The organism is Cellulomonas sp. NTE-D12 (assembly GCF_027923705.1).
Classification (GTDB): Bacteria; Actinomycetota; Actinomycetes; order Actinomycetales; family Cellulomonadaceae; genus Cellulomonas.
The window spans coordinates 3296883-3318164 of sequence record NZ_AP026442.1; the positions used below are offsets into that span (position 1 = coordinate 3296883).

At 73.8% G+C, this 21282-nt stretch carries 19 protein-coding genes; 10 read left to right on the forward strand and 9 right to left on the reverse strand.

All coding sequences use genetic code 11. The features are described from left to right. Position 1: 1 nt before the first annotated feature. From QMF98_RS15260 to QMF98_RS15280, 5 genes are all read right to left on the reverse strand, one after another. Complete coding sequence (locus tag QMF98_RS15260; RefSeq protein WP_337973774.1) at positions 2–994, reverse strand: ABC transporter permease; 993 nt, start codon at positions 992–994, stop codon at positions 2–4. 1 nt (position 995) lies between these two features. Further along, on the reverse strand, positions 996–1976 hold the full coding sequence (locus tag QMF98_RS15265; RefSeq protein WP_337973775.1) for an ABC transporter permease: 981 nt from the start codon (positions 1974–1976) through the stop codon (positions 996–998). Then, the gene (locus tag QMF98_RS15270; protein WP_337973776.1) at positions 1973–3103 is read right to left on the reverse strand and encodes an ABC transporter ATP-binding protein; all 1131 of its coding nucleotides are present in this window, start codon (positions 3101–3103) and stop codon (positions 1973–1975) included. Before QMF98_RS15270 ends, QMF98_RS15265 begins: the two co-directional genes overlap by 4 nt. A gap of 92 nt (positions 3104–3195) precedes the next feature. Then, positions 3196–4881, reverse strand: coding sequence for an ABC transporter substrate-binding protein (locus QMF98_RS15275; protein ID WP_337973777.1), 1686 nt, complete (start codon positions 4879–4881; stop codon positions 3196–3198). A 55-nt stretch (positions 4882–4936) separates the two neighbouring features. Continuing rightward, complete coding sequence (locus QMF98_RS15280; RefSeq protein ID WP_337973778.1) at positions 4937–7480, reverse strand: beta-d-glucosidase; 2544 nt, start codon at positions 7478–7480, stop codon at positions 4937–4939. Positions 7481–7587: 107 nt separating this feature from the next. Between QMF98_RS15280 and QMF98_RS15285 the strand changes: the two genes are divergently transcribed. The 7 genes from QMF98_RS15285 (at position 7588) to QMF98_RS15315 (ending at position 15464) form a co-directional block, all read left to right on the forward strand. Further along, positions 7588–8331 (forward strand): TetR/AcrR family transcriptional regulator, encoded by a 744-nt coding sequence (locus QMF98_RS15285; RefSeq protein WP_337973779.1) that lies wholly within the window; start codon positions 7588–7590, stop codon positions 8329–8331. Between the two features lie 128 nt (positions 8332–8459). Next, positions 8460–8897, forward strand: coding sequence for a hypothetical protein (locus QMF98_RS15290; RefSeq protein ID WP_337973780.1), 438 nt, complete (start codon positions 8460–8462; stop codon positions 8895–8897). A gap of 47 nt (positions 8898–8944) precedes the next feature. Continuing rightward, entirely contained in the window at positions 8945–9268 is a 324-nt protein-coding gene (locus QMF98_RS15295) for a DUF2277 domain-containing protein (protein WP_337973781.1), read from the forward strand. Positions 9269–9336: 68 nt separating this feature from the next. Then, positions 9337–10074, forward strand: a complete 738-nt coding sequence (locus tag QMF98_RS15300) for a response regulator transcription factor (RefSeq protein WP_337973782.1) — start codon at positions 9337–9339, stop codon at positions 10072–10074. Further along, complete coding sequence (locus QMF98_RS15305; protein WP_337973783.1) at positions 10071–11786, forward strand: sensor histidine kinase; 1716 nt, start codon at positions 10071–10073, stop codon at positions 11784–11786. The genes QMF98_RS15300 and QMF98_RS15305 overlap by 4 nt, the downstream gene beginning before the upstream one ends. Positions 11787–11808: 22 nt before the next feature. Then, positions 11809–13233, forward strand: a complete 1425-nt coding sequence (locus QMF98_RS15310) for a bifunctional glycosyltransferase family 2/GtrA family protein (protein WP_337973784.1) — start codon at positions 11809–11811, stop codon at positions 13231–13233. Continuing rightward, a complete protein-coding gene (locus QMF98_RS15315; protein ID WP_337973785.1) occupies positions 13230–15464 on the forward strand; it encodes a glycosyltransferase family 39 protein in 2235 nt (744 codons plus the stop codon). Before QMF98_RS15310 ends, QMF98_RS15315 begins: the two co-directional genes overlap by 4 nt. Here QMF98_RS15315 and QMF98_RS15320 read toward each other — a convergent pair. Beyond that, on the reverse strand, positions 15395–15889 hold the full coding sequence (locus tag QMF98_RS15320) for a hypothetical protein (RefSeq protein ID WP_337973786.1): 495 nt from the start codon (positions 15887–15889) through the stop codon (positions 15395–15397). The genes QMF98_RS15315 and QMF98_RS15320 overlap by 70 nt on opposite strands. Before the next feature lie 57 nt (positions 15890–15946). Then, on the reverse strand, positions 15947–16285 hold the full coding sequence (locus QMF98_RS15325; protein WP_337973787.1) for a hypothetical protein: 339 nt from the start codon (positions 16283–16285) through the stop codon (positions 15947–15949). A 218-nt stretch (positions 16286–16503) separates the two neighbouring features. Here QMF98_RS15325 and QMF98_RS15330 point away from each other — a divergent pair, with 218 nt between their 5' ends. Beyond that, the gene (locus tag QMF98_RS15330) at positions 16504–17025 is read left to right on the forward strand and encodes a GNAT family N-acetyltransferase (RefSeq protein WP_337973788.1); all 522 of its coding nucleotides are present in this window, start codon (positions 16504–16506) and stop codon (positions 17023–17025) included. A gap of 52 nt (positions 17026–17077) precedes the next feature. Here QMF98_RS15330 and QMF98_RS15335 read toward each other — a convergent pair whose 3' ends face one another. Then, positions 17078–17758 carry a hypothetical protein gene (locus tag QMF98_RS15335; protein ID WP_337973789.1) on the reverse strand — a complete coding sequence of 227 codons (681 nt, stop codon included), beginning with the start codon at positions 17756–17758 and terminating at the stop codon, positions 17078–17080. A gap of 118 nt (positions 17759–17876) precedes the next feature. Between QMF98_RS15335 and radA the strand changes: the two genes are divergently transcribed. Then, positions 17877–19340, forward strand: a complete 1464-nt coding sequence (radA, locus tag QMF98_RS15340; RefSeq protein WP_337973790.1) for a DNA repair protein RadA — start codon at positions 17877–17879, stop codon at positions 19338–19340. Positions 19341–19449: 109 nt separating this feature from the next. Further along, positions 19450–20523 carry a DNA integrity scanning diadenylate cyclase DisA gene (disA, locus tag QMF98_RS15345; protein ID WP_490715623.1) on the forward strand — a complete coding sequence of 358 codons (1074 nt, stop codon included), beginning with the start codon at positions 19450–19452 and terminating at the stop codon, positions 20521–20523. A gap of 58 nt (positions 20524–20581) precedes the next feature. Here the strand turns inward: disA and QMF98_RS15350 are convergent, their stop codons facing one another. Further along, positions 20582–21238 (reverse strand): cupredoxin domain-containing protein, encoded by a 657-nt coding sequence (locus QMF98_RS15350; RefSeq protein WP_337973791.1) that lies wholly within the window; start codon positions 21236–21238, stop codon positions 20582–20584. Positions 21239–21282: the final 44 nt, after the last annotated feature.

Below are 21282 nucleotides of genomic sequence, written 5' to 3' on the forward strand. Positions count from 1 at the left end.
CTCACTTCTCCTTCGCCTCGTGCACCACGGGCGTGAACCCGACGCGCGGCCGGATGCCGCGCCGGCGCAGGGAGCCGGCGTTCAGGCCGGTGCTGCGCAGGCGGGGGTTGACGAACTCGTCGATGCCGAAGTTGATCAGCGTCAGGCCGGTGCCCAGCAGGGCGATGCAGAGGCCGGCGGGCACGAACCACCACCAGGCGCCGCGCTGCAGCGCGAGGTTGCCCTGGGCCCAGAACAGGATGGTTCCCCAGTTCCAGCTGGAGACGCTGGTCACGCCGATGAACGCGAGCGTGATCTGCGACAGCACGGCGAACACCACGGTGCCGACGAACCCGCTGGCGATGATCGCCGTCAGGTTGGGCAGGATCTCGCTGGTGATGATGCGCCACGTGCTCTCGCCGTTGGCGCGTGCGGCCTCGACGAAGTCCCGACGGCGCAGCGACAGCGTCTGCGCGCGCAGCACGCGCGCCCCCCACGCCCAGCCGGTCAGCGCGATCACCATCGCGACGGTGATGCCGCCGGCCGACGGCAGCTGCCCGGCGATGATGATGATCAGCGGCAGCTGCGGGATCACCAGGAACACGTTGGACAGCGCAGACAGCGTCTCGTCGCCCGCACCGCCGATGTAGCCGGCGGTCACGCCGATCAGCACACCCATCGCGGTGGCCACCACGCCCGCGATCATTCCGACGACCATCACGCCGCGGGTGCCGACCACGATCTGCGACAGCACGTCCTGACCCAGGTGGGTGGTGCCCAGCCAGTGCTGGGCCGACGGCGGCTTGAGGATCGCCGTCGAGACGGCGCTCGGGTCGTACGGTGCGATCCACGGGCCGATCACGGCGAGCACGCCGAAGAAGGCGAGGATCGCCATGCCGGTGATCGCCTTGGCGTTGCGCAGGAACAGCAGCCGCCGCCGCTTGCCCTTGCGAGCCCCCTGCACGGGAGCGGACACGTCGGCGCCGGTGGTCAGCGCGGTGGTGTCGACGGCCATGTCAGCCCTCCTGCCGGGTACGCGGGTCGAGCAGGGCGTAGACCACGTCCGCCACGGCATTGGCCACCAGGACCGCCAGCGTGATCATCAGGAAGCAGCCCTGCATCAGCGGGTAGTCGTGGTTGGACACCGCGGTGTAGAGCGCCCAGCCGATGCCCTGGTAGCTGAACACCATCTCCATCACCAGCGTCCCGCCGACGATGAAGCCGAGGGACAGGGCGAAGCTGGACACCTGCGGCAGGATCGCGTTGCGCGCCGCGTAGCCGAACATCACGCGCCGCTCCGACAGGCCCTTGGCGTGCGCGACGGTGACGTAGTCCTCCGAGGAGACGGTGACCATCATGTTGCGCATCCCGAGGATCCAGCCCGCGATGGACGACAGCACGATGGTCAGCGCCGGCAGGGTGCCGTACCGGATCACCGAGCCGGCGAACTCCGGCGTCAGCGCCGGCACCATCGACCGGTCGTAGCTGCCCGAGGCCGGCATCCAGCCGAGCGTCACCGAGAACAGCGCGATGCACAGCAGGCCGAGCCAGAAGTACGGCACCGCCTGGAAGAACGTCGAGACCGGCAGGAGCATGTCGGCCCACGTGCCGCGCCGCCACCCGATGCCCGCCCCGATCAGAGTCCCGATGGCGAAGCTCAGGACGGTGGCGATGCCGACCAGCCCGATGGTCCACGGCAGCGACTGCTTGATCACGTCCACCACCGGCGTCGGGAAGTAGCTGAACGACAGCCCGAGGTTGCCGTGCAGCAGCAGCCGCCAGTACTGCACGTACTGCGTCCAGACCGATGCGTGGCTGTCCAGGCCGAACAGCACGCGCAGCGCCTGCTCGGCGGAGGAGTCGAGGCGGCCCTGGTTCTTGGCGATCAGCGCGGCGACCGGGTCGCCCGGCATCATCCGCGGGATGAGGAAGTTGATGGTGACCGCGGCCCACGCCGTGATGACGTAGAAGATCGCGCGGCGGACGAAGAACTTCACGACAGGTCCTCCTCGACCGGCACGGTGGACGGGCGCGCGGGGCCCGTGGCGGCGGCAAGTGCGGAGCGGTCGCCGTAGACGTCCAGCACCGAGCCCAGCACGGGTGCGTCCGGGCGGTCCGAGTAGCCCCAGCACGCGGCCTGACGCTCGGCACCGACCTCCAGCAACGGCGGCACCTCGGATCGGCACAGATCGACCGCGAACGGGCAGCGCGGGTGGAACCGGCAGCCGCTCGGCGGGTGCACCAGCGACGGCGCCTCGCCGTGGGCGCCGTGGGCACGGGCCGCGAGGTCGTCGGGGTCGGGCGCCGACCGCACCAGCAGCTGCGTGTACGGGTGCGCCGGCTCCTGGGTCACCGACTCGGCGTCCCCGGTCTCCACGACGCGGCCGGCGTACATCACCATCACGCGGTCGGCGAAGTACCGGGCCGAGGCGATGTCGTGCGTGATGTAGAGGATGGCGATCTGCAGCCGGTCCCGCAGGTCGCGCAGCAGGTTGAGGATGCCCAGGCGGATGGACACGTCGAGCATCGAGATCGGCTCGTCGGCCAGCAGCACGTCGGGGTCCGCCGCCAGCGTCCGGGCGATGGCCACGCGCTGGCGCTGGCCGCCGGACAGCTCGTGCGGGAACTTGTCCACGTACTGCGCCGCCGGCACCAGCTGGACGCGCTCCAGCAGGCCGGTCAGCGCCGCCTCGAGCTGCTCGCCGCGCAGCCGTCCCTGGTGGATCCGCACCGCGCGGGTCAGCGTGTACCGCACGGTGTGGATCGGGTTCAGCGAGGCGAACGGGTCCTGGAAGATCATCTGCACGCGCCGCGTGTAGGCCCGGAACGCCCGGGACCCGCGGACCGTGGCGTCCTGCCCGTCCACCAGCACCTGGCCGGCGGTCGCCGGCATCAGCTGGGCCAGCAGCCGTGCGATCGTCGACTTGCCGGAACCGGACTCACCGACCAGCGCGACGACGCGTCCGCGGTGCAGCTCGAGGTCGACGTCCTCGACGGCGTGGACCACGTCGCGCGACCGCACGCCGCGGACGGGGAAGTGCTTGCGCAGGCCCACGGCCTGCAGCGCCGGGACGTCGGAGGCAGGGGCCGACCGGGGCCCCGGCACGTGCGGGGGGTTGCTCAACGTTCACCTCGGAGACGGGCGGGGGTGCGGCGGTCGCGCGGAGCACGCGACCGCCGCACCCGTTCGAACAGCTGACGGACGGGGTCAGAGGCTCACTTGGTCGGGGTGAGCTTCATGACGATCTGCGCGGCCTGCGGACCCGTCGGCTGCGGGTTCGCGTAGGGGTCGTCGTCCGTCGGGAAGCCCGTGTAGTTGGCCGTCGAGTACTGCGCGACGGCCGGACGTGCCCAGATCACCAGCGCCGGGGCGTCGTCGACGAAGTGCTTCTGCACCACGGCGAGCGACGACTTGCGGGTGGCGTCGTCGGACGCGCCGCGGAAGTCCGCGAGCGCCTTGGTCACCTCGTCGTTCTTGTACCGGCCGAAGTCCCAGGTGGCCGTCTTGCCGAGCGGCACGTAGGAGGCGCCGTCCATCACGTCCGCGTACATGTTCCACGGGGTGGCGCCACCGTCGGTCCAGTGCAGGGTCGCCTGGAAGTTGCCGTTGGGGATGATGTCGTTGAACCAGGCGTCCTGGTTCGCGGCGTTGACGGTGGCGTCGACGCCCAGCTGGGCGGCCGCCGTCTTGATCAGGTCGAGCGCCGTCAGGTAGTCGTTCCAGCCGGCCGGGTTGACCAGCTCGAAGGTGACCTTCGCGCCCTTGGGGTCGACCAGCTTGCCGGAGCCGTCCCACGTGTAGCCGGCGTCCTTGAGCAGCGCCTTCGCGGCGTTGACGTCCACCGACTGCTTCTTGCCCTTGTAGTCCGGCGCGATCCAGTCGTCACCGGACGGGCTGGGCATGCCGGTGACGGACCCGATGGCGGGCCAGACGCCCGAACCGGCGAGCTGCGAGATCTGCTCGCGGTCCACCACCATCGACAGCGCCTTGCGGAACGCGACGTTGTCGAACGGCGCCTTCTCGTTGTTCAGGTAGAGCACGTCCACCCCGAAACCACCGCCGGCGACCTGGTGGAACGCCTTGGGGTTCTTGGCGATGTACGTGTTCTTGTAGTCCGCGATGAACGTCCAGCCCCACTGCGCCTCACCGGTGGTCAGGGCCGTGGTCAGGGCGTTGTTGTCGTTGTACGACGAGTACTGCAGCTTGGCGACCTTCGGCGTGCCACCCCAGTACGTGGGGTTCGGGACCAGGGTCGCGGCCTGCGGCGTCCAGGACTGCAGCGTGTACGGGCCCGTGCCCACCGGCTTGGTGTCGGTGTAGGTGGTCGGGTCGACGTCCTTCCACAGGTGCTCGGGGACGATCACCTGCTTGAGCAGCTTGATCTGGTTGACGTACTCGGGCTGCGTGAAGTCGACGGTGACCGTGTTCCCGGACGCCGTCGCGGACTTGATCTGGTCCGGGAAGTCGGCGTTGATCGCCTTGTACTTGATCAGCAGGTTCAGGGTGAAGGCGATGTCGTTCGCGGTGAACGCCTGGCCGTCGGACCACTTCACACCGTCACGGGCGACGATCTTCGCCTCCGTGTAGTCGGCGTTCCATGTCACCGACGTGGCCAGCCACGGCGTCGGGTTCTCCAGCGGCTTGATGTCGTTGACCTGCATGAGCGACTCGTAGATCACCCACGCGTAGCCCAGCGACTTCGCCGCGGAGCCGGTGGGGATGATCGGGCTCTGGTTCTCCGTCAGCGTGCCGTTGGGCATGCCGACGGTCAGCACCGCGCCCGATCCCTTGCCGGTTGTGCCGGACGACGAGCTGCTGGCGCTGCCCGACGAGCAGGCGGTGACGGCCAGCGCGACGGCTGTCAGTCCGACCACGAGCGGTGCGAGCTTCCGCGTTCTCACAAGTGCCTCCTTGCACTGGTTGCTGCCGTGGAGCGGGGGCGGACGCCCCCACCGATCACTGAGGTGCTGCTGCGCGCGTCGGCTGGACCACGTCCAGCGCCAGGCGCAGGTCCCGCGAGGACCGGCCGATGCGCAGCCGGTACGTGCCGGCCGGGACGGTCCAGCCGCCGCGACCCGCGTCCCCTACCTGCCAGGTGCGGAAGGCCTGCACGGCCACCGGCACCCGGACCGTGGTGGTGACGCCCGGCTCGGCGTCCACCACGGCGAACCCGCCGAGCACGCGCACCGGACGCTCGCCGCGAGGCGTGCCCTCCGGGGGCTCGACGTACACCTGAACCACCTCGCGGCCGGGCCGCGGGCCCGTGTTCCGCACGGTGACGACCAGCTCGACGGACCCGTCGGGCGCCTGGGCCCCCAGCGTCACGGACTCGTGCTCCCACGTCGTCCAGCCCAGACCGTGCCCGAACGGTGCCGCCGGCGTGCGGTCGAGCAGGTCCCACGACCTGTGCCCGACGTGCACGCCCTCGCGGTACTCGACGACCCCGTCCACGGGGATCGCGTCCGGCACCGGCACGTCCTGCGCCCGGGCGGGCAGCGTCCACGGCAGCCGTCCGGACGGTTCCGCGCGGCCGGCGAGCACGTCGGCCACCGCGTCGGGCCACTCCTGGCCGCCGAGCCAGCCCCACACCACGCACGGCGCCCGCTCCAGCCACGGCAGCAGCACCGGGGCACCGGCGTTGACCACCACGACGGTGCGCGGGTTGGCCGCCAGCACGGCGTCGACCAGGGCGTCCTGCTCGCCCGGCAGGGCCAGCGAGGTGCGGTCCCAGCCCTCGGACTCGACCTCCTCGGTGGTGCCGACGACGACGATCGCGACGTCGGCGGCGGCCGCCGCGGCGACCGCCTCCTCCCGCAGCCGGGCGGCGGACGGTCCGGGCACGCGGTGCACCAGGAGGGCGCGGGCGAACGAGTCGTAGCCGACGGGGTGCACCGCCTGCACGGTCGCGTCGAGGTGGACCGTCGCCGGGCCGGCGACGGTCAGGACCGCCGGGACGGGGTGGTTGACGGTCGAGTCGAGGATCACCTCGGCGCCGACCACGTGGTCGGACGAGGACACGGCGACGCCGTCGACCACCAGGCGGTGCGCGCCGACCGTGCCGACGCCGATCTCGTGCAGACCCGGCTCGGTGAGCCGGATCGCGGTGCGCAGCCGCACCGAGGCGGCGGCGGCGGGCGGCTCGGTCAGCCAGCCGTTCCAGGTGGTGACGTCGCTGCTGTCCAGCACCGCCCCCTGGGCGTCGAGCAGCTCGACGCGCAGGCCGCGGGTGCCGTCCGGCGTGGTGCACGCCGCGAGGTCCAGGTCCGGCGGCACGAGCCGCGACGGCGCCCCGACGTGCACGTCCACCGGCACGCCGAGGGCGTCCGCCAGCCGGTCGGCCAGCACGGCGCGGCGGTCCGGGGCGACCATCGACGAGCCGCCGCCCTGCAGGAACGGCTCGACGGCGTTGGCACCGATCAGCGCCACCCGGGTGGGCGCCGGGCCGGCCGCCGGGACGCCGGGCGTGCCGGTCAACGGCAGCAGGCCGTCGTCCCGCAGCACCACCATCGAGGCCGTGACCAGGGCGCGCAGCTGAGCGGCGACCTGCGCCGGGTCTGGCAGCGGGATCGCTGCCGCCACCGCGCCGGTCTCGTCGTCGTCCGACGCCAACGCGCCCACCCGCTGGGCGAGCCTCAGCAGCCGCAGCACCTTGTCGTCCAGCTCGCTCTCCGCGACGACGCCGGCGCGCACCGCGTCGAGCAGCCCGTCGCCCCACGGCCCGTCCGGCCCGGGCATCTGCAGGTCGAGCCCGCCGCGCACCGCGCCGGCCACCGACCGGGTGGCCACCCAGTCGCTGAGCACCACGCCGTCGAAGCCCCACTCGTCCTTGAGCACCTCGGTCAGCAGGTGCCGGTGCTCGAGCGCCGGAGCCGCCTCGACCCCGTCGTCCACACCGCTGTACGCGCCCATCACCGACCATGCGTCGGCCCGGACCGCGGCCTCGAACGGGGCCAGGTACACCTCCCGCAACGTCCGCTCGTCGACGTGCGACACGTACCGGGTGCGGTCCGTCTCGGAGTCGTTGGCGACGTAGTGCTTGACGCACATCGCCACCCCGGCGCGCTGCGCGGCGTCGACCAGCGGCACGGTGAGCAGGGACGTCAGCAGCGGGTCCTCGGAGAAGCACTCGAAGTGCCGGCCCCCGACAGGGGTGCGCTGGAGGTTGACCTGCGGGGCGAGGACCACGTCGACGCCGTGCCGGTGGGCCTCCGCGGCGAAGAGGGTGCCGACGCGGTCCGCGAGCTCGACGTCCCAGGTGGCCGCCAGCGCGGTCGGCGCGGGGAACGACGCCGACGTCCCGGCGTCCGGACCGACACCGCGCACCCCGGCGGGCCCGTCCGACAGCACCATCGCCCGCAGGCCGATCCGGGGGATCGCGGTGGTGGTCCACAGACCGGCGCCGACGGCGAGCGCGACCTTCTCCTCGAGGGTGAGGGTGCCGGCGAGCGCGACGAGCGCGTCGGTGCCGGTGCTCGGCTGCTGAGCCGTGTCGAGTGCCACTGCGGTGGGGCCTTCCGATCGGGGGACGTCGTCGTCCGACCGGAGAACAGAACCACATTGCTTACTTACCTGTCAGTAAGTGATTGATAACAGTATGGTGTCGGTCCATGGCGGACCCCGCTCCTCCGACGTCGGCGTCGACGGACGCAGCACCGGGCAGCGTCGCGCCCGCGGGCCGCTCGCCGAAGCCCGGCGCCAAGGCAGCACGCGGGCCGCGCCGGCGCCCCGCCACAGCCGAACGCCGCGAGGAGATCCTGCGCGCGGCGGCCCACACCTTCGGTGCCAAGGGCTACAAGACCGGCTCGCTGGCCGACGTGGCCGAGCAGGTCGGCATGACGCACGCGGGCGTGCTGCACCACTTCGGCTCCAAGGAGCAGCTGCTGATCGAGGTGCTCGAGTACCGCGACAAGGAGGACGTGCGCGACCTCGAGGGTCAGAAGATCCCCAGCGGTCTCGAGCTGTTCGTCCACCTGCTGCGCACCGTCCGGGCCAACGAGCAGCGCCGCGGCGTGGTGCAGGGCTACACGGTGCTGACCGGCGAGTCGGTCACCGAGGGGCACCCGGCTGCGGCGTGGGCCGGCAACCGGTTCTCGATCCTGCGCGGGGAGATCGTCGACGCGCTCCGCGAGCTGGCCGGGCCCGACGTGCCCGAGCTGACGTTGAGCCGGGCCGCGAGCGCGATCATCGGCGTTATGGACGGCCTGCAGGTGCAGTGGCTGCTCGACCCCGATGCCGTGCACCTGGCCGAGGCGACGACGTTCGCCATCGAGGCGATCGTCGCGGCGGCGGTCGCCGGGGCTGCCGCCCCGCTGCCCGTGCCGCCGCCGGGCGTGGACCGGCACGTCGGCTGAGGCCGAAGGAAGCCCGCCACGGCAGGCAGCCAGCCGGTGCGGAGCGTCCGACACAGGCCGGCTTCGACCCCCGGTCACTAGGGTCTCGGCTTGTGCGGACGTACAGGATTCGCTGGCGCTGGGCTCTGGTGTCGACCGTTCCGCTTCCCGTCGCCGTCGGCGTCGGGGCAGCAGTCTTCGTACGGCCCTTCTGGCTGGGCATCGTCCTTGGCGTCGCACTCGCCGCGGGTCTCACCTCCAACTCGCTGCGTCGGGTTCGCAGGCGGTTCCTGACGGTCGCTCCAGCCGGTCTCGAGGTGCAACGCGACGGCTATGCACTCCGGGTCCGCTGGGACCAGGTCGTGGGGGTCCAGCGTCGTCGGCACCAGGGGCTGATTCCCGTCGAGGAGCTCGTGCTCGCCTCCGCAGAGGTCGTCCCTCGGACCAGCACCGGCAAGGTCAAGGCTCCGCCTGCCTCGCTCCAGAGACATCCGGCCTCGACCCGGATCATGGTCAGCCTGTACGACGCGGCATGGCGTGAGGGGCCGATCGGGGACCACCTCCAGGGTCTCGCCGGCGTCCGCTGACCAGGGAGTGGTGGGCCGATGTCGGCCCGCGCGCCTACCGTCGAGGGATGTGCCGCAACATCACCACCCTGCGCGGCCTCGAGCCGCCCGCCACTGCTGACGAGATCCAGGCCGCCGCGGTCCAGTACGTCCGCAAGGTCACCGGCATCACCAAGGTCACCGACGTGACCCGTGAGGCGTTCGACGCCGCCGTCGCGGCGGTCGCGGCCGCGACCGCGCAGGTGCTCGGCGACCTGCCGGACCGTCGGAACCCGCCGGCGAAGCTGCCACCGCTGCGCCGCGAGGAGGTGGCCGCCCGGGTGGCTGCGCGCCAGCGCGCCCGCGAGGAGCACGAGCGCCTGCACGAGCTGGGCGTACCCCACACGCACTGAGCGGTCGACACAGGAAACTCTCAGGCTCGATCCAGGGCCGCCACAGCGTCCGCTCCCACGCTGGTCGCATGACGACGACCGCCGCCCGACGCCCCGACGTGCTGACCCGTGCCGACGGCTCCCCCGTCCGCGCGCTCGTCGTGGACGACGAGCCCAACCTGGCCGAGCTGCTGTCCACGGCGCTGCGGTACGAGGGCTGGCAGGTGGAGCACGCGCTGACCGGCCACGCGGCCGTCCGTCGGGCCAAGGACCTGGACCCGGACGTCATCGTGCTGGACATCATGCTGCCGGACCTCACCGGCCTGGAGGTGCTGGCCCGCGTCCGCGCGACGCACCCCAACGTGCCGGTGCTGTTCCTCACCGCCAAGGACGCCGTCGAGGACCGCATCGCCGGCCTGACCGCCGGTGGCGACGACTACGTGACCAAGCCGTTCAGCCTCGAGGAGGTCGTCGCCCGGCTGCGTGCGCTGCTGCGCCGCGCCGGTGCCGCGTCCGGCCGCGAGGAGGCCCAGCTGGTGGTGGGCGACCTGCGGATGGACGAGGACAGCCACGAGGTGTGGCGGGGGGCCGACGAGGTGCACCTGACCGCCACCGAGTTCGAGCTGCTGCGGTACTTCATGCGCAACCCCCGCCGGGTGCTGTCCAAGGCCCAGATCCTGGACCGGGTGTGGCAGTACGACTTCGGCGGGCAGGCGAACATCGTCGAGCTGTACGTCAGCTACCTGCGCCGCAAGATCGACAAGGGCCGGACGCCGATGCTGCACACCCTGCGCGGCGTGGGGTACGTGCTGCGCCCGGCGGCGTGAGCACGCGCTGGACTCTTCGGCGGCGGCTGCTGGCCACCGTCCTGGGACTGCTCGCCGTCGTCGCGACGGTGATGGGGGTCGCCTCGACCCTCGCGCTGCGGGCGTCGCTCGTCGCGCAGATGGACGATCGGCTGCGGTCGGCGAGCCAGCGTGCGGTGCACGCGCCCGAGCGGAGCACCAGCGGCACCAGCGGCACCAGCGGCACGCCCGCGGCGGCACCGGGCACCTCCCCCACCCCGTCGGCAACGACCCCGCCCACACCCTCCGCCGACACCCGCCCGCCGTGGTTCGAGGGTCCTGGTCAGGAGGTCGGGACGGCCAACATCGTCGTCGCCGCCGGCGTGACGCGCGCCGGGTACATCGGCACCGACGGCACCTACCACCACCTGGACACCACGCAGCAGGCGACGCTGCTGGCCCTGCCGCGGGACGGCACCGTGCACCCCGTGGACCTCGGGGCGCTCGGTGGCTACCGGGCGGTGGCCGTGCGCACCGAGACCGGCGCCACCGTGGTGACCGCCCTCCCGACCGGCGAGCTGGAGGCGACGGTCGAGCGGTACGTCGTCGTCGAGGTGCTGGTCGCCGTCGTCGGGCTCACCCTCGCCGCCGTGGGCGCCAACGTGCTGCTGCGCCGCGAGCTGCGACCGCTGATCCGGGTGGCGGCGACCGCGACGCGGGTGTCCGAGCTGCCGCTGGACAAGGGCGCGGTGCGGATCCGTGACCGGGTGCCGGCGCGCGACACCGACCCGACCACCGAGGTCGGCCAGGTGGGTGCGGCGCTGAACCGGATGCTGGGCCACGTCGAGCAGGCGCTGGCCGCGCGCCACGAGTCCGAGTCGCAGGTGCGCCGGTTCGTCGCCGATGCCAGCCACGAGCTGCGCACCCCGCTCGCGTCGATCCGTGGGTACGCGGAGCTCGTGCGCCGGTCCGAGGAGGAGCTCCCGGGCGACGCGCGGCAGGCGATGACCCGGGTCGAGGCGGAGACCGTCCGCATGACCGCCCTGGTCGAGGACATGCTGCTGCTGGCCCGGCTGGACGCCGCGCAGCCGCTCGAGCACGAGCCGGTGGACCTGTCGGCGCTGGCCGTGGATGCAGTCGCCGACGCGCACGCGTCCGGGCCCGATCACGCGTGGAGCCTCGCGCTGCCCGGCGTCGACGACGTCCCGGACGACGTGCCGGACTGCTTCGTGGACCGTTTCGACGACGACGACCTCACCGACGACGACGCCGTCGACGAGCTGGAGCCCGACCCCGACGACGAGCCGTCCACCGAGGTGCTCGGCGACGACCACCGCCTGCGCCAGGTGCTCGCCAACCTGCTGACCAACGCCCGCGTGCACACCCCGGCGGGCACGCACGTGCACGTGGCCGTGACCCGGGAGGGTGCCGACGTCGTCGTGCGGGTGACCGACGACGGCCCTGGCATCCCGCCGGACCTGCGCGAGCGGCTGTTCCAGCGGTTCACCCGTGGGGACGCCTCGCGCAACCGCGCCGCGGGCTCGTCGACCGGGCTCGGCCTGGCGATCGCGCACGCCGTGGTCGCCGCGCATGGCGGCGAGCTGTCCGTCGAGAGCGAGCCGGGTCGCACCCAGTTCGTCGTCCGGCTGCCGGCCGCCGCGCCCGCTCCGACGCCGGCTCCGACCCCGGCCCCGGCCCCGGCTCAGTCACGGGCCCCACAGCAGCGCCACAGGGAGCACCTGCCGACCGCGTAGGTCCGCTCGACAACCTCGAGGCATGGACACCACCAGCCTCGACCAGCCGGCCGTCGCGCCGGCGCCGGACCAGGTCCCCCGGACGCCGCTCGCGCCGGTGCTCGACCTGGTCATCCCGGTGCACGACGAGGAGAAGGACCTGGAGCGCGCCGTGCGCGCCACCCGCCGGTACCTCGACGAGCACTTCCCCTACCCGGCACGGCTGACCATCGCGGACAACGCGTCCACGGACGGCACGTGGGCGATCGCCCTGCGGCTCGCCCAGGAGCTGCCCGGCGTGCGGCTGCTGCACCTCGAGGCCAAGGGCCGCGGGCGGGCGCTGCGCACCGCGTGGACCGCCTCGGACGCCGCCGTGCTCGCCTACATGGACGTCGACCTGTCCACCGACCTGTCGGCCCTGCTGCCGCTGGTCGCCCCGCTGATCTCCGGCCACTCGCACCTGGCGATCGGCACCCGCCTGTCGCCCTCGTCGCGGGTGCTGCGCGGCCCCCGCCGCGAGGTGATCTCCCGCTGCTACAACGTGCTGCTGCACGGCACGCTGGCCGCCCGGTTCTCGGACGCGCAGTGCGGGTTCAAGGCGATCCGTGCGGACGCCGCCCGGCAGCTGCTGCCCCTGGTCAGCGACACCGGGTGGTTCTTCGACACCGAGCTGCTGGTGGTGGCGGAGAAGGCCGGCCTGCGCATCCACGAGGTGCCGGTGGACTGGGTGGACGACCCGGACAGCCGGGTCGACGTGGTCGCGACGGCTCGTGGCGACCTGGCCGGCATCGCCCGGCTGGCGCGCGAGCTGGTGTCCGGGCAGCTGCCGCTGCAGGAGATCCGCCAGCACCTGACGCTGGCGTCCGACGCCGCGTTCGCGGTGGACGAGACGGCGTACGACGAGGCCGTGGCCGACGAGGTCTCCGCCGCGTCCGCCGGCGCCCGACGCGCCGGCAGCACCGCCCGCCGTGACCGCCGGCTGCTCGGTCAGCTGGTCCGGTTCGCCGCCGTCGGGGTCGCCTCGACGCTCGCCTACGCGCTGCTGTACCTGGTGCTGGCCCCGGTCTTCGGCGCCCAGGCCGCCAACGTCCTGGCACTGCTGATCACGGCCGTTGCCAACACGGCCGCGAACCGCGCGTTCACGTTCGGGGTCCGCGGCCGGACCCGCGCCGTGCAGCACCAGGGACAGGGGCTGCTGGTGTTCGCCCTGGCCTGGGCCTTGACGTCCGGCTCGCTGACGGGCCTGCACCTGCTGGCGCCCGGTGCCGGGCGGACGGCCGAGCTCGTCGTGCTGACCGTCGCGAACCTCGTCGCCACCGTCCTGCGCTTCGTCCTGCTGCGCGGCTGGGTGTTCCGCGCCGCGGCCGCACCGGCCGCCGCGCTCGTGCCCGGCTCACCGACCACCGCGGCCGTGCCCCCGGCACCGGCCGCCACGACCGTGCCCGTCACGGAAGGGATGCTCCGATGACCACCACCGCCCCGATCCAGCCCCCCGGCGCCGCCGGCGGCCCCGCACCGATCCCGGCGCCCGCGCCGCTCGGCACCCCGCCGTCCTCCGACCCGACCACAGCCCCGCTCCCGACGGGCGTCACCCCGTCCGACGGCGCCCCGGCCCCTCGCGACCCACAACCGACCCTCACCGACCTGCCCGCCCGTCGGCGCTGGGACACCCCGGCGTTCCTCGGTCTGCTCGTCGTCACCGCGGCCCTGTTCCTGTGGAACCTCGCGGCCTCCGGCTACGCCAACTCCTTCTACTCGGCGGCTGCCCAGGCCGGCAGCAGGTCCTGGTCGGCGTTCCTGTGGGGGGCGTCCGACGCGGGCGGCTCCATCACGGTGGACAAGCCGCCGGCCGCCCTGTGGGTGATGGGGCTGTCGGTCCGGATCTTCGGCCTGTCGTCCTGGTCGATCCTGGCGCCGCAGGCGCTGATGGGCGTCGCGTCCGTCGCACTCCTCTACCGCACGGTCCGCCGACACTTCGGTGCCACGGCCGGTCTGCTGGCGGGCGCCGTGCTGGCGCTGACGCCCGTCGCCGCCCTGATGTTCCGGTTCAACAACCCGGACGCCCTGCTCGTGCTGCTGCTGATCGCCTCCGTGTGGGCCACCATGCGGGCGGTCGACGGCCCACGCACCACCCGGTGGATGGTGCTCGCGGGGGTGTTCGTCGGCTTCGCCTTCCTCACCAAGCAGCTGCAGGCCTTCCTCGTCCTGCCCGGCCTGGCGGCCGTGTTCCTCTGGGCCGGTCCGGTGCCGCTGCTCAAGCGGATCCGCGACGGCCTGCTCGCCGTCGGCGCGATGGTCGTCTCCGCCGGCTGGTGGGTGGCGCTCGTCGAGCTGTGGCCCGCGTCCTCCCGGCCCTACGTCGGCGGTTCGCAGACCAACTCGTTCCTCGAGCTGACGTTCGGCTACAACGGCCTGGGCCGGATCACCGGGAGCGAGGTCGGCTCGGTCGGTGGCGGCGGTGGTGGCGGCAACGCGGGCGGCAACTGGGGCGCCACCGGCATCACGCGGATGTTCGGCTCCGAGGTCGGTGGTCAGATCGCGTGGCTGGTCCCCGCCGCGCTGATCCTGGCGGTCGCCGCGCTCTGGCTGCTGCGTCGCGCGCCCCGCACCAGCGGCGCCCGCGCCCAGGTCGGCGCCTGGCTCGCGTGGCTCCTGGTCACCGGCCTGACGTTCTCCTTCATGGCCGGCATCTTCCACGCCTACTACACGGTCGCCCTGGCGCCCGCGGTGGCAGCCCTGGTGGGCATCGGGGCCGTCCTGCTGTGGCGGCGGCGCACGACGGTCGCAGCCCGCACCGTCCTGGCCGGCACCACGCTGCTCACCGCGGCATGGGCCTGGCAGCTGCTCGGCCGCTCGTCCACCTGGCTGCCGTGGCTGCGCGTGGCGATCCTGGCCGCCGCCGTCATCGCTGCCGTGCTCCTGCTGGCCGGTCCCGGGCTGGTGGGTGGGCGTGCCGGCCGGCGCATGGCCGGCGTCGGCGCCGCGGTGGCCCTGGCCGCCTCGCTGGCCGGGCCCACCGCGTACACGCTGCAGACGGTGTCCACCGCGCACGCCGGCTCCATCGTGACCGCCGGGCCGACCGTGGCCGGCAGCGGGTTCGGCGGCGGTCCAGGCGGGATGCGCGGCCAGCTCCGCGGTGGCCAGTTCCCGGGTGGCACGCAGGGTCAGCCCCCGGCGGGTGCACCGGGCGGGACGACGGGTCAGCTGCCTGGCGGTCAGACGGGCACCGGCACCGCACCGACCCAGGGCTTCGCCGGCGGACGGGCCGGCGGCGGCGCCGGCGGCATGGGCGGCCTGCTCAACGGCACGACGGTCAGCGCCACCCTCACGACGATGCTCGAGGCCGACTCCTCGCGGTACCGCTGGGTCGCCGCCACCACCGGCTCGCAGAACGCCGCGAGCTACCAGCTGGCCACGCAGCAGTCGGTGATGCCGATCGGCGGCTTCAACGGCTCCGACCCGTCACCGACCCTCGCGCAGTTCCAGGCGTGGGTCGCCGCCGGCCAGATCCACTACTACATCGGTGGCAGCGGCTTCGGCCGGTCGAACGGCGGCTCGGACGTCGCCAGTCAGATCAGCACGTGGGTGTCGTCGAGCTTCACCGCCCAGACGGTCGACGGGGTGACGGTCTACGACCTCACGGCCCCGGTATCCGGCTCGTCGTCGGCCTCGTCCGCCACGTCGTCGACGGGAGCCTGAGCCGCGACCATCGTCGTCACGTCGGTGCGGGGCAGGTAGGCCAGCGCACGCAGACCGGGCCCGGCGGTCCGCTCGAGCAGGAAGTCCCCGACCAGCTCGAGCGGGCCACCGGGCCCCGCCACGTGCCAGTGCGCGGTCACGACGAGACGGGCCGCACCGAGCCCCACCACGTCGACCCGCCCCAGCCGCGGCGCGGGCAGGTCGGACATCGCACGCTGCCTGCCGACGACGGCCGCGACGAACCGCTCGCTCGGCAGCGCCGTCGTCGACGGCGGGGCGCCGCCGACGATGCTGGCACCGCCGACCAGGATCACCGGCCCGAGCAGCCGCTCGGCCACCGCGGGGTCGTCGAGCCGGGTCCAGTCCTGGAGAAACTGCCGGACGGCGGGATCGAGGCCCGCCAGAGAATCGTCATGTGAAGACATGACATTCTATTATATCACAATTCTTGCATTTGTGTCACATTTGTCCGCCGTCGAGCGCTACCGCTGCACCGGCATCGACTCCAGCACGGCGCCCGAGTCCGCATCGAGCACCACCAGCTGGTTCCCGCTGAGCCCGCTCGGCGGCCGGAAGTCGGGGATCTGCCCGCAGGTGCGCCGGTCCCAGCTCGAGACAACGCGGCCCGTGGCCGCGTCCACGAGCGCGGTCCGTGGGTGCTCCCGCAGCTGGGCGGGCCAGTCCGCCGGATCGGTCAGCACGTTCCCGTCCGCGTCCGCCGGCGTGGAGCTCCACCAGCCCTCGACATCGCCGGGGAGCGGCGGCTGCGGCGGGAACTCGGCGCAGAGCGTCGGCGTGGGCGTCGGACTCGGCGGGCTCACGGGCGCGCTTTCGGGTCGGGCCGCCGCACCTGCGACACCGCACCCCCCGAGAAGCAGCACCGTCGCCACCGCCGCCGCGGACCCGTACCTCGTGCCCATCCCGACCGCCCCCTGACGTCACCGTCACCGTAGCGGCGGCGACCTCTCCGCCGAGGCCGTTCGGGCGTCGTCGCGCCCACCACCCCTGCCACCGGCGACCGCCCGCCTACCATCGGCGGATGCCCGAGCCGACCCTGCTGCTCCGCCCCCTGACGACGGCCGACGAGGCCCAGGCGCTGCTCGCCGAGCGCGAGCTCGCCGCCGAGGGTTTCGACTTCCTCGTCGGGCGCGACGGCCGGCCGTTCGACCGGTACGTCGAGCTCGTGGCGGCGACCCGGGAGGGGCACGACCTGCCGCCGGGCTACGTGCCTGCGACGTTCCTGGTCGGCCTGGTCGACGGCGACCTCGTCGGCCGCGTGTCCGTGCGGCACCAGCTGAACGAGCACCTCGCCCGCGTCGGCGGGCACATCGGCTACGGCGTCCGACCGGCCTTCCGCCGGCGCGGGTACGCGACCGCGCTGCTCCGCGAGGGCCTGGCGATCACGGCCGGTCTGGGCATCGAGCAGGCGCTGGTGACGTGCGACGACGCCAACCTGGCGTCAGGGGCCGTCATCGAGCGCTGCGGCGGCGTGCTCCAGGACGTGCTGGCCGACGGTGCCGCACGCGTGCGGCGCTACCTCGTACCGACGAGCGCGGTGTAGACGAGGGCGGTGCAGCCGAGCGCGGTGCCGACGAGCGACGAGGCCGCCCGGCTCAGAGCGGGAACGCCGTGTAGGCGGCGTACGCGTCCGCCGCGGGCGCGACCAGCATGAACACCGACTCGCCGTTGGTCCACACCGCCGTCGCGGTGCCGTCCCCGGAGTCCACCACCGAGTAGGTGCCGACCGTCGCGCCACCTGCTGTGACGTCCCCCGACCGCGGCAGCCCCGCGGTGGCGGTCGAGCTCGCGCCGGCCGACGGGGTCGCGACGGCCGGGGCCGTCGGTGCGGGCGTCGCCACCGCTGCGACCAGGGTCGCCGCGAACGCCTTCGCCTGGTCGGCGGTCTCCCACTGACCCGCCCGCAGCTTCAGCGTGTGCGCGGACCCGTCCGTGTACGTCTCGTCCCACGCCTCGAGGGCACCGGCGTTCTGCCACGCGGTGTCCGCCGTCGAGGTGGCGAGCGCGTACTGCAGCACGCTGCTCGGCAGCGCCTTGGCGAACGCGGAGGTCGCCTGCCGCGCGACCGCGGTGACGGTCGGGGTGGGCGACGGCAGCACCACGGTGGCGGCCGCTGCCGGCGAACCCGTCGCGCCGCTCTTACCCGAGCGCTGCGACAGCACGACGCCGACGACGATCCCGGCGACCACCACCACGGCGGCGACGATCGCCACCGGGAGCAGCCAGGCCGGACGCGCGCCGGTCCCCGACCCGCTGTGGTGTGCCGTCTCGCTCATGCCGTCCCACCCCCGCACCGCCGGCCGAGCGCCGGACGGACGGCAGCCTATCGACGCGCCCGCCGCGTCGTGCCCCTGCTCCGGGGCCGTGTCGGTGGCCCCGGCTACCGTCCGACCCGTGACCAGCACCTCCGTCCGCCGCCCGGCGACCCCACGTGGTGACGCCGCGCGCGCCGACCGCAGCCGCCCGGCCTTCCGCTGCGTCGAATGCGGGTGGACAACGTCGAAGTGGGTGGGCCGCTGCGGCGAGTGCCAGGCCTGGGGGTCGGTGTCCGAGGACGTCGGGCCGGGCGGCGGGGCGCCCCGCACGGCGGCGGTGGTGCCGACGCGGTCGCCCGCGCGGCCCATCGGCGAGATCGACGTCGAGGCCGCACGGGCCCGCCCGACGGGCGTCCCGGAGCTGGACCGCGTGCTCGGCGGGGGCCTGGTGCCCGGCGCCGTCGTGCTGCTGGCCGGCGAGCCGGGCGTCGGCAAGTCCACGCTGCTGCTCGACGTCGCGGCGCGCACGGCCGCTGCCGGCCGCACCGTGCTCTACATCACCGGCGAGGAGTCCGCGGGCCAGGTCCGGCTGCGCGCCGACCGCATCGGAGCGCTGCACCCCGGACTGCTGCTCGCGGACGAGACGGACCTCGCCACCGTCCTGGGCCACGTCGAGCAGGTCGACCCCGACCTGCTGGTGCTGGACTCGGTGCAGACGGTCGCGTCCGCCCTGGTGGACGGCACGGCCGGCGGTGTCGCGCAGGTCCGGGAGGTCGCCGCCGCGCTGATCGCCACCGCCAAGAGCCGCGACCTGCCCGTCGTGCTCGTCGGTCATGTCACCAAGGACGGGTCGGTGGCCGGTCCCCGCACGCTCGAGCACCTGGTGGACGTGGTCTGCCAGTTCGAGGGCGACCGCCACTCCCGCCTCAGGATGCTGCGCGCCACCAAGAACCGGTACGGCCCGACGGACGAGGTCGGCTGCTTCGACCTGTCGGAGCGCGGCATCGTCGGCCTGGCCGACCCGAGCGGTCTGTTCGTGTCCCAGGCGCTGCACCCGGTGCCGGGCACCTGCCTGACCGTGACGCTCGAGGGCCGCCGCCCCCTGGCCACCGAGGTGCAGGCGCTGGTGGCGCCCAGCGCGGCACCGAACCCGCGCCGGACGACGTCCGGCGTCGACTCCGCGCGGCTGTCGATGGTGCTCGCCGTGCTGCAGCGCCGGCTCGGCGCGCGCCTGTCCGACCAGGACGTCTACGTGTCCACCGTCGGCGGCGCCCGGGTGGTCGAGCCGGCGGCCGACCTGGCGCTGGCGCTCGCCACCGTCAGCGCGCGGGAGGACGAGACGCTGGTGCGGGGGCTGGTCGCCGTGGGCGAGGTGGGCCTCGCCGGCGAGATCCGGACGGTGGCCGGCGTGGACCGGCGGCTCGCGGAGGCGGCTCGGCTCGGCTTCCGGCGGGCCGTGGTGCCGGCCGGCAGCCTCGAGGGCCTCGTCGTCCCGGAGGGCATGCAGGTGATCGGCGCCGGCGACCTGGCACAGGCCGTCGACGCCGCGGGCGTCGGTGTCCCCGCCGGCGTGACTCGGCTGCGGGGTGGCCAGCACGGCTGACCTGCTGCGCGTCGACGCCGACGTGCCCGCCGCTCGGGCGGTGCCATCTCACCCGAACGCCCGCGGACCCCTCCAGGCTCCCCGCAGCATCGGCCTATACCATCGCCTGGTGCCTGCGCCGTCCCAGGAGGAGCTGCTCCGCTCCACCCTCAGCGCCGTCGCGCCCGGCAGCGGCCTGCGCGACGGGCTCGAGCGCATCCTGCGGGGGCGTACCGGCGCGCTGATCGTCCTCGGCATGGATCAGGCCGTGGAGCGCCTGTGCTCCGGCGGGTTCGTGCTGGACGTCGAGTTCAGCGCCACCCGCCTGCGCGAGCTGTGCAAGATGGACGGCGCCGTGGTGCTGGACCCGGCGACCAACCGCATCGTCCGCGCCGCGGTCCAGCTGCTGCCGGACCCCAGCATCGAGACGTCCGAGTCGGGCACCCGCCACCGCACCGCCGAGCGCGTCGCCAAGCAGACCGGCCTGCCGGTGATCTCGGTGTCCGCCTCGATGCGGATCATCGCGATCTACGTCGGCGACGCGCGGCACCAGCTCGAGGACTCGACCACAATCCTGTCCCGCGCCAACCAGGCGCTGGCGACGCTGGAGCGGTACAAGGCCCGGCTGGACGAGGTCAGCGGCACCCTGTCGGCGCTGGAGATCGAGGACCTGGTCACCGTGCGGGACGTGTCCGCCGTGGTGCAGCGTCTGGAGATGGTGCGCCGCATCAGCGAGGAGATCGACGGCTACGTCGTCGAGCTCGGTTCCGACGGCCGGCTGCTGGCGCTCCAGCTCGACGAGCTGATCGCCGGCGCCGGTGCCGACCGGGCTCTGGTGATCCGCGACTACGTCGACACCTCCCGCCGCGACGTCGACCAGGTGCTCGCCGCACTGGCCGACCTGACGTCCACCGAGCTGCTGGACCTGGCGCACATCGCCCGGGTGCTGGGCCTGCCCGGCAGCACCGACACGCTCGACGGCGCGGTCGGGCCCCGCGGCTACCGCCTGCTGTCGCGGGTCCCCCGGCTGCCCAGCACCGTGGTCGACCGGCTCGTCGCGCACTTCGGCGGCCTGCAGAAGCTCCTCGCGGCCGGCGTGGACGACCTGATGTCCGTCGACGGTGTCGGCGAGCAGCGTGCCCGGTCGGTGCGCGAGGGCCTGTCCCGGCTGGCGGAGTCCAGCATCCTCGAGCGCTACGTCTAGCGCCCGTCCCGCTCCGGTCGTCCGACGACCGTCCGCACCGGCCCCGTGCCGGTCCGGCTCAGTGCAGGACGAACACCGCCGGCCCGCCGGTCGCCCCGGCGAGGTTCACGGCGGCCTGGTAGGTGCCCGTCCCGGGACGTGACTGCCCACCCGGGCATCCCGGCGCCGACCGAACCCGGTTCCACGGCACCTGGGTGGTGTCCGACTGGCCGGCGGCCAGCAGCAGCGTCCGTCGCGGTGCGTTGGCCGCCGCGCAGTCCTTGGACGACCACACCCGGTCCGCACCGGAGGTGATCACCACCTCGCGGTAGGCGTCGCCGGCGTCGACCAGGCACGGCGCCGTCCCGGTGTTCTTGATGGTCACCGTGAACGTCGGGCTGACTCCGGCCGGCACGTCCACCGCAGCCGGGGTGAGGCCCAGCGCGAGCTGCGCCGGCTGGCAGTCGGCGACACCCCCACGCAGGGACGGTGTGGGGGTCGGCGTCGGTGACGTGCTCGCCGGCGCGGCGGGTGCCGCGGCCGCGGTCGTCCCCACCGCTGAGGTCGTCGTCGACGGGGTGAGCGGTGTGCGGGCGGCGGCACGGTCCGCGGCCCGACCGGCCCACGGGTGGATCACGACGAGCACCAGGAGCAGCAGCACCAACGGCACACCGAGCACCACCGCCCGCCGCACCCAGTACACCCGGGCCGGCAGCCTCCGGCTCGTCGTCGCCACGTCCGTAGCCCTCCGTCGTGCAGCCGGCAGCCCCCACCGGGCGC